Source organism: Micromonospora sp. NPDC003944, assembly GCF_053605225.1.
In genome coordinates this window covers 1-8,348 of record NZ_JBSGIV010000121.1, presented here as the reverse complement: position 1 = coordinate 8,348, position 8,348 = coordinate 1, and the positions used below count along the sequence as shown (strand labels likewise).

Below are 8,348 nucleotides of genomic sequence, written 5' to 3'. Positions count from 1 at the left end.
AGATCGTGGTCATGAGGGGGAAGCTCCTTCGGGGGTAAGGACACCCGCACACCTACAACGGGTGTGAGCACCTCGTCCGGCGCTGCACAAAAAGTCTGAGGGGTCGGCGACCTCACGAGCGGAGGGCTCGCGGCGCCGGGTCCCTGAGTAACGACCGGGCGGAGGCCGCCATTCCCACCAACGACAGGCCCCCGCGAGAGCGGGGCGGCGGGTCGGTGGTGCTGCGATCGTCAGGATGTGTAACGACCCCGCCCCGGCCACGATTCCAACCCACGAGTGCGCCCGGTCACCACCCAGAGCACCCACAACTGGCCAAACCACCCACACGGCACGCCCGCGAGCGACCCTAAGACCACCCGGACAGGCTTGATCCACTCGGCGTCACGGAAATCGGGGGATCGCGGACGATCAGACCCCGAGACGTCAAGAAAGCCGAGTCGATCACGAACGAGCCCACCACGCAGAAGGCCGCAAGACGGGCACACGGCTGCCCGACCAGGGCCCTGCCGAGGCGCCTGGAGCAGCATGCCGGGGTCGTCCTGAGCGACACCGGCCCCGGTGGGCGTTACCCTGACACCATGCAGGCCGTCTCCCCCACCGCGACCGGCGTGGCCCTCCTGGCCCGACCGGGTCGTCCCGCCGTGGTGGCGAGAACCCTCGCCGAGCTGGTCGGCCCCACCCGAGGCGTGGTGGAACTGCCGGTACGACTGATGTGGAACGCCGAGCGGACCTTCGACCTCGGCGACCCCGACCAGCTGCTCTGGTTGTACGAGAACGTGCTTCGCGAGACCACCCGGGCCGACGATCTACGCGCTCTGATCAACGGGCGGACACTGCGTCGGGTGTGGCGGCTGCTCAACCTGCCTCGGGGCGTACGCCAGGCGTGGGAGACCCGGCACCGCGGCCTGCGCGCGGCGTGATCGCGCCTCATCTGCACGAGTTCTACCGGGAGGTGGCCCGGGTGGCGCTGGCCGCCGCCGGGCCGTACCGGTTCGTGCTGGGTGGTGGGGTGGCGTGGGCGGCGCACGGCCTGGTGGCCCGGCCGACGGAGGACGTCGACCTCTTCGCCGACGTGGAGGGTGCGGCAGCGGCCGCCTCCGCCGGGGTGCGGGTGGCCCTGGAGCGGGCCGGGTTCATCGTCAGCGACGCCGACCCGGACAGTGAGCTGGCCGAGTTGTTCGACGGGTACGAGCAGGACATGAAGGACTTCGTGGTGAGCCGCGACGGACGGCAGATCCGGCTCAGCCTCGCCCGGCTGGACCGCCAGCAGAGCCCCGTGGTGATGGACCTCGGCCCGGTGATGGACGTCCGTGACCTGGTGGCGAACAAGATCGCGGCCCTGGTCAACCGGCGCGAGGCTCGTGACTTCATCGACGTGGCCGCGGCCCTCGACCACTACGACGTCACCGAGCTGTTGGTGTTGGCACGGCAGGTCGACCCCGCGCTGGACCCGGACGACGTGCGGGCCGCCGGCCGTTACCTGGACCGGCTGTCCGACAAGCGCTTCGGCAGGTACGGCCTGGGCGCCGCCGACATCGCCAGGGTCCGGCAACGCTTCGCCGCCTGGCCACGCTGAACACCGACCCACTCGAACACACCGCGCCGACAAGCCAAACACCGACAGGCCGCGCCGACCTGGCACGCCGACGACTGCGGAGCGTCGGGCGGGCACCCGTCGGATGCCCGCCCGACGACGATCACTTGGTCGGTCGACCGCCCGTGACGCCCAGGATCTCGCCGGTCACGTAGCTGGACTCCTGCGAGGCGAAGAAGACGTACGCGGGGGCCAGCTCAGCCGGTTGCCCGGGCCGGCCCTCCGGGGTGTCGGTGCCGAACTGCTCCACCTTCTCCTTCGGCATGGTGGCCGGGATCAGCGGCGTCCACACCGGGCCCGGGGCGACCGCGTTGACCCGGATGCCCTGATCGGCGAGGTCGACGGCGAGGGCCTTGGTGAAGTTGGCGATCCCCGCCTTCGTGGTGGCGTAGTCGAGCAGCTGCGGCGACGGGTCGAACGCCTGGATCGACGACGTGTTGATGATCGCCGCCCCCTCGGCCAGGTGCGGGATGGCGGCCTTGCAGAGCCAGAACATCGCGTACAGGTTGGTCTTGAACACCCGGTCGAACTGCTCGGTGCTGATCCCGAGGATCCCCTTGTCCTGCGACATCTGGTACGCCGCGTTGTTGACCAGGATGTCGAGCCCGCCCAGGTCGCGTACCGCCCGGTCGACGAGTTCCTGACAGTGCGTTTCGTCGGTGATGTCACCGCGTACCGCGACGCCCCGCCGGCCGGCGGCCTCGACCAGGCTGACGGTCTCCCGGGCGTCGGCGTCCTCCTCCTCGCCGAGGTAGGAGATGAGCACGTCCGCGCCCTCCCGTGCGAAGGCGATCGCGACCGCCCGGCCGATCCCCGAGTCACCGCCGGTGACCAGCGCCCGCTTGCCGTCGAGCTTGCCACTGCCCCGGTACGAGTCCTCCCCGTGGTCCGGCCTCGGGGTCATCTCCCCGGTCGAGCCGGGCGCCGACTGCTGCTGGGTGGGCTGACCGGACTGCCCCCCGTACTGGTTGGTCGGGTCCTGCTGGGTGTGCTGGTCCTCGCTCACCGATGTCTCCTCGCGTCGCCTGGGAAGCGGGGGCTCTCCCGCGAAACTCGTCCCCGACCGCCCTACCCCGGGTCGGCAAGCGGAAACCGCCGCACCGGTCGGGGCTGGCGTGGCGGGAGTGTCAGGTGCTGGTTATGGTGCCCAAGGCGCTCACGAGGCGCGTCCACCCCCATGGAAAGGCACGTCATGACCTCTCCCTCCGGCCCGTCGCGCCGCCAGGTGCTCGTCGCCGCGGCCGCCGCGGCGACGACCCCGCTGATCGCCGCCGCGCCCGCGCAGGCGGCCGGTAGGCCCCGGCCGCGCACCTGGGACCTCACCCTGCTGGGCACGTCGGACACGCACGGCAACGTCTACAACTGGGACTACTACCGCGACGCCGAGTACGACGACAGCAAGCAGAACGACATCGGCGTCGCGAAGCTGGCAACCCTGATCAACCAGATCCGCCGGGAGCGGCGCGGCAAGGCGACGCTGGTGCTCGACGCCGGCGACACGATCCAGGGCACGCCCCTCGCCACGTACTACGCCAAGCAGGAGCCGATCACCGCCACCGGGGAGAAGCACCCGATGGCACGGGCGATGAACGTCATCGACTACGACGCGGTGACCCTCGGCAACCACGAGTTCAACTACGGCCTGCCGCTGCTGGACCTGTGGATCCGTCAGCTCGGCTTCCCGGCGCTCGCCGCGAACGCGATCAACGCGAAGACCGGCAAGCCGGCCTTCCTGCCGTACGTCATCAAGAAGGTCTCCCTCGGTCTCGGCGCGCCGACCCTGCGGGTCGGCATCCTGGGCCTGACCAACCCCGGCGTGGCCATCTGGGACAAGGGCAACGTCGAGGGCAAGCTGCGCTTCGACGACATGATCGCGACCGCCGCGACGTGGGTGCCGATCATGCGGGCTCGCGGCGCGGACCTCGTGCTGATCTCCGCGCACGGCGGTGACAGCGGCACCTCCAGCTACGGCCCCGAGCTGCCGAACGAGAACCCGGTGGCGCTGATCGCCCAGCAGGTGCCGGGGATCGACGCGATCCTCTTCGGTCACGCGCACAACGAGGTGGTCGAGCGGTTCGTCACCAACGAGCGCACCGGCACGCAGGTGCTGCTCTCCGAGCCGTCGAAGTGGGGCCAGCGGCTCACCCGGATGGACTTCACCCTCGCCCGCGAGCGTGGCCGGTGGACGATCACCAAGAAGGCCGCCACCATGCTCAACACCAACACGGTGGTCGAGGACCCGAAGGTGCTCGCGGCCGTGCGGGCCCAACACCAGAAGACCGTGGCGTACGTCAACCAGGTCGTCGCCACGTCCACGGTCGAGTTGTCGGCGGCCCAGTCGCGGTACGTGGACACCCCGATCCTGGACTTCATCAACCACGTGCAGACCGAGGTGGTCGGCGCGGCGCTCGCCGGCACCGCGTACGCGGACCTGCCGGTGCTGTCGATCGCGGCGCCGTTCAGTCGTACCGCGGTCTTCCCCGCCGGCGATGTCAAGATCCGCGACGTGGCCGGCCTGTACGTGTACGACAACACCCTCGAGGCGGTCGTGCTCAGCGGCGCCGAGGTGCGCGCGTACCTGGAGTACTCGGCGAAGTTCTTCCGCACCCTCGCGCCGGGCGCCCCGGTCGACCCGGAGCAGATCAGTGACCCGGCCGTGCCGGACTACAACTACGACGTGTTCTCCGGCCTGGACTACGACATCGACATCTCCAAGCCCGTCGGGCAGCGGATCACCCGCCTGGTGCTGGCCGGCACCGACACCCCGGTGGCGGACAACGCCCAGTTCGTGGTGGCGGTGAACAACTACCGGCGCAGCGGCGGGGGCAACTTCCCCGGCATCGTGAAGACCCAGGTCTACAACGCGCAGCAGGAGATCCGCCAACTGCTCATCGACTGGGCGCAGGCCAGGGGGACGATAGACCCGGCCGACTTCTTCACGCCCAACTGGCGTCTCGTCCGCGAGGGCGTGCCGGTCTTCTGACCGCACAGCGTCGACGGGCCGTGGGTGACGACACCCGCGGCCCGTCGCGCGTTCTCAGCCCTGCACGTTCCAGCGGATCGGGTCGTCGGACTCCTCCGGCCGGTCCCGTCCGGGATCGGTCTCGGTCAGGGCCACCCGCTCGTCGGGACGGACGGCGGGCGGCAACTCCCCGAACCGCGCGTGGCGCAGAAACGCGTACTCGTCGTCGGTGAACGGCTGCTCGTCCATCAGCGCCTCCTCTGCCTACCCCTGCCGCGATTGTCCGACGGTCGGGTTGCTCGCCGCCAGTAGCCACGCGCACACCCTGTAAGGCATCCTAGGATCCTGGTTGACCGGTGGTGGGCTGGCGCGACGGGTGGGGCAGCCGGTCCAGCACCGCGAGGGCGGCCCGGATCGGGCGACGGCGCAGCATCTCGTCGAAGCTCGCCCGCCCCTGGCAGAACTGCACGAACATCCGCCAACCCGGAGGCGTCGCCAACAGGGCGTGGAACACGTCCGGGCGGCGGGTGAACACGTCCAGCAGCCGGAACCCCGCCCGCATCTCCGGCAGCAGACGCTCGGCCACCGCCCGCTCGTACCCGGCCAGGTCACCGCCCGCGACCGCCGCACCGGCCAACTCGCCGGAACGCAACGCGAAGCTGATGCCCTCCCGGCTCCACGGCTCCAACAGCCCCGCCGCGTCCCCCGCCACCAGCACCCGGCCGTTGCGCAGCGGTGAGTCCTCCGTGCGACACCGGGTCAGGTGGCCGGAGTCGTGCTCCGCCGGCAACCCGGTCAGACCCAACCTGTCGACGAACCGCCGCAGGTAGTCGCGGGTCCCCTCCCCCGCGCCCCGACCGGCGATCACACCGACGGTGAGTCGGTCACCCTTGGGGAACACCCAGGCGTACGAGCCCGGCATGTCGCCCCAGTCCAGCAGCAGCCGACCCCGCCACCGCTCCTGCTCGGCCGGCGGCACCGGGATCTCCAACTCCAGACCCAGATCCACCTGCCGGTACCGGACACCGACGTGCCGGCCAGTCACCCCCGACGAGCCGTCCGCCCCGACCACCGCACGAGCCGCGATCGTCGTACCGTCGGCCAGCCGCAGGCGTACCCCCTCAGGATCCTGCTCGATCGCGCGGACCGCGACCCGCTCCCGCAGCTGCGCGCCGGCGGCGACCGCCGCCGCGCGCAGCCGGTCGTCGAACTCCTCGCGGCGCACCATCGTCACCACCGGGCCGTCGTTGCGGCGGGTGAACTCCCGACGACCGTCGCGGGTGAACGTCACCCGGTCCACCCGGTCGTGGGCGGGCACCTCGATCCGGTCCTGTACGGCCGCCAGGGAGGTGCCGATCAGGCCACCACCGCAGGTCTTGTACCGAGGGTGCACGGCCCGCTCGACAACGAGCGTGGAGAGGCCCGCACGGGCAGCGGCGTGCGCCGCGGACAGCCCCGCGGGGCCAGCACCGACGACGACGAGATCCCAAATGATCACGAAAGCAGCCTAGGGCACCGCCCCGCCGCGACACCCGGACCCGCCCGTCGTCGCGACCCTCCGATCGGGTGCGCATCTTCGGGCACCGAGGGGGTAACCGGCGCACGGCAACCGCCACCGCAGTGGCGGACGAGCAGAGGAGGAACCATGCAGCAGGTCCAACTGTCGGAGGCCGAGCAACGGGTGTACCAGGCGGTCACCACCCTCGAGGCACGCGGGCAGGTGCCCTACCCGGACCTGATCGCCGAGGAGTCCGGGCTGACCGAGGAGCAGGTGGGCAGCCCCCTGCACCTGCTCACCGAGAAGGGCCTGCTGCACCGCGAGGACTCACCGATGGCCGGCCTCGACTTCGGTCCGCGGTTCTGCGCCCGTCAGATGGCGTGACCTGCGCCAGCCGGAACGGTTCGCCCCCCGAAGACCTGGGTAGCGGTCACCCATGCGTGACCAACTGTCGACGGGGGGCACGATGAGCGCGGCCCAGACGGTGACACCGGCCGAGAACCGACGACGCTGGCAGGCGATCGGCGTCGGACTCGTCGCCGCGTTCATGACGCTGCTCGACGTGAGCATCGTCAACGTCGCCGTACCCTCCATCGACCGGGCACTGCACGCGTCGTCGAGCGACCTGCAGTGGATCCTCTCCGGGTACGCGCTCACCTTCGGCCTGGCGCTGGTCCCGGCCGGCCGCTTCGGCGACGCCCGAGGCCGACGCAACGCGTTCGTCTTCGGCATCGCCCTGTTCACCGTCACCAGTGCGCTCGCCGGCCTCGCCACCTCCCCGACGTGGCTGGTCATCGCCCGGCTCCTGCAGGGCGCCGCCGCCGGCATCGTCAACCCGCAGGTCATCGGGCTGATCCAGGAACTGTTCCGCGGGCCCGAACGCGCCCGCCCGTTCGGGCTGCTCGGCGCCACCATCGGTATCTCCACAGCCGTCGGACCACTGCTCGGCGGGCTACTCATCGCCGTCGGTGGCGAGGAACACGGCTGGCGCTGGGTCTTCTTCGTCAACGTCCCGGTCGGTGTCCTCGCGGTGGTCCTCGGCTGGCGGCTGCTGCCCGGCCGCCCCAGCGGTCAACCCGGCTGGCGTCGACTCGACCCCGTCGGCGTCCTGCTGCTCGGCATCGGCGTGGTCCTGCTCCTGCTGCCACTCGTGCAGGAGCAGCAGTGGCAGACCCCCTGGAAGTGGGCGCTCATTCCGGCCGGCCTTGCGGTGCTTGTCGCCTTCGGGCTGTGGGAGCGGCACTACGCCCGCCAGCACCAGCCCCTGTTCGACCTTCGACTCTTCAGCCTCCAGTCGTACACCCTGGGGTCGATCCTGGCGCTCGTCTACTTCGGCGGCTTCACCGCGATCTTCTTCATCTTCACCCTGTTCCTGCAGATGGGCCTCGGCTACAGCGCGCTCGTCGCCGGCCTGGCCATCACCCCCTTCGCCCTGGGCTCGGCGGCCGCCTCCGTGCTCGGTGGACGCATCGTCAACCGCTTCGGCCGACCACTTGTCGCCATCGGCCTGCTCACCGTCGTCGTCGGACTGGCCGCAACAGTGATCGCGTTGCACCTCGCGCCGGACGCCCCGGCACCCTGGGTCACCACCGGCCCGCTGCTCGTCGCCGGCATCGGGAGCGGCCTGGTGATCGCCCCCAACCAGACGATCACTCTCGCCGAGGTGCCGGTCAACCAGGCGGGCAGCGGCGCGGGCATGCTCCAGACCGGCCAGCGGATCGGCGCCGCCGCCGGCATCGCCGCCGTCGGCTCGCTCTTCTTCTCGACGCTTGCCGACAGCCGCGGCGACTGGACCAACGCCTTCGAGAAGTCCCTCATGCTCGCCACCGGCATCATCGCGCTCGCGCTTGTCGCCGCGCTTATCGACATCTGGCGCAGCCACAACCACAAGAACTGACCGGGGTACGCCGATGGCCGGCACCCCGGGTTGCGGGGGTGCCGGCCTGCGGTCGGTGTTGTGCGGTGGTCTTGCTGTGCGGTCGTGCGTGCGGTGCTGGTGGTCAGCTGTTCCAGTGTTGGGCAACCAGGTCGGTGGCCTGCTGTTCCCACTGGGCGTAGGCGTCCGGGTACGCCGACACCTGCACGGTCTGCGCGGCGTCGGTCAGCGGCATGTCCTGCCACCCGTCGACCTGCTTGAGGCCCTTGAGGAACGCGGTGGTGGAGTACTCGGGGTTGGTGATCTGTTCCGGGGTGCCCCAACCGCTGGTGGGGCGCTGTTGGAACAGGCCCAGCGAGTCGTGGTCGTTGGCGTCGCCGAGGTGGCCGAGGTTCTCCAGCTTCGACTCCTGCAGGCT

Annotated in this window: 8 protein-coding genes and 1 pseudogene; 5 read left to right on the top strand and 4 right to left on the bottom strand. The window is 70.7% G+C overall.

All coding sequences use genetic code 11. The annotated features are described in order from the left end of the window. Window positions 1–578 precede the first annotated feature (578 nt). Window positions 579–920, top strand: a complete 342-nt coding sequence (locus ACWER9_RS31335; RefSeq protein WP_452305244.1) for a hypothetical protein — start codon at window positions 579–581, stop codon at window positions 918–920. Next, a complete protein-coding gene (locus tag ACWER9_RS31330; protein WP_452305243.1) occupies window positions 917–1,576 on the top strand; it encodes a nucleotidyl transferase AbiEii/AbiGii toxin family protein in 660 nt (219 codons plus the stop codon). Before ACWER9_RS31335 ends, ACWER9_RS31330 begins: the two co-directional genes overlap by 4 nt. Before the next feature lie 121 nt (window positions 1,577–1,697). Here ACWER9_RS31330 and ACWER9_RS31325 read toward each other — a convergent pair whose 3' ends face one another. After that, the gene (locus tag ACWER9_RS31325; protein WP_452305242.1) at window positions 1,698–2,600 is read right to left on the bottom strand and encodes an SDR family oxidoreductase; all 903 of its coding nucleotides are present in this window, start codon (window positions 2,598–2,600) and stop codon (window positions 1,698–1,700) included. A 186-nt stretch (window positions 2,601–2,786) separates the two neighbouring features. Between ACWER9_RS31325 and ACWER9_RS31320 the strand changes: the two genes are divergently transcribed. Further along, entirely contained in the window at window positions 2,787–4,577 is a 1,791-nt protein-coding gene (locus ACWER9_RS31320; RefSeq protein ID WP_452305241.1) for a bifunctional metallophosphatase/5'-nucleotidase, read from the top strand. A gap of 54 nt (window positions 4,578–4,631) precedes the next feature. Here the strand turns inward: ACWER9_RS31320 and ACWER9_RS31315 are convergent, their stop codons facing one another. Continuing rightward, on the bottom strand, window positions 4,632–4,805 hold the full coding sequence (locus ACWER9_RS31315; protein ID WP_357356788.1) for a hypothetical protein: 174 nt from the start codon (window positions 4,803–4,805) through the stop codon (window positions 4,632–4,634). Between the two features lie 88 nt (window positions 4,806–4,893). Beyond that, complete coding sequence (locus tag ACWER9_RS31310) at window positions 4,894–6,054, bottom strand: geranylgeranyl reductase family protein (protein WP_452305240.1); 1,161 nt, start codon at window positions 6,052–6,054, stop codon at window positions 4,894–4,896. Between the two features lie 147 nt (window positions 6,055–6,201). Here ACWER9_RS31310 and ACWER9_RS31305 point away from each other — a divergent pair, with 147 nt between their 5' ends. Continuing rightward, entirely contained in the window at window positions 6,202–6,438 is a 237-nt protein-coding gene (locus ACWER9_RS31305) for a hypothetical protein (RefSeq protein ID WP_030491902.1), read from the top strand. Between the two features lie 82 nt (window positions 6,439–6,520). Next, entirely contained in the window at window positions 6,521–7,951 is a 1,431-nt protein-coding gene (locus ACWER9_RS31300) for an MFS transporter (protein ID WP_452305239.1), read from the top strand. Between the two features lie 103 nt (window positions 7,952–8,054). Here ACWER9_RS31300 and ACWER9_RS31295 read toward each other — a convergent pair. Continuing rightward, a pseudogene (locus ACWER9_RS31295) lies at window positions 8,055–8,348 on the bottom strand (hypothetical protein); the annotation flags it as partial.

What these genes read in the sequence shown, in the direction of transcription:
- ACWER9_RS31335 (WP_452305244.1), top strand. Translation starts at nt 579, where the DNA reads ATGCAGGCCGTCTCCCCCACCGCGACCGGCGTGGCCCTCCTGGCCCGA.
- ACWER9_RS31320 (WP_452305241.1), top strand. Translation starts at nt 2,787, where the DNA reads ATGACCTCTCCCTCCGGCCCGTCGCGCCGCCAGGTGCTCGTCGCCGCG.
- ACWER9_RS31315 (WP_357356788.1), bottom strand. Translation starts at nt 4,805, where the DNA reads ATGGACGAGCAGCCGTTCACCGACGACGAGTACGCGTTTCTGCGCCAC.
- ACWER9_RS31305 (WP_030491902.1), top strand. Translation starts at nt 6,202, where the DNA reads ATGCAGCAGGTCCAACTGTCGGAGGCCGAGCAACGGGTGTACCAGGCG.
- ACWER9_RS31300 (WP_452305239.1), top strand. Translation starts at nt 6,521, where the DNA reads ATGAGCGCGGCCCAGACGGTGACACCGGCCGAGAACCGACGACGCTGG.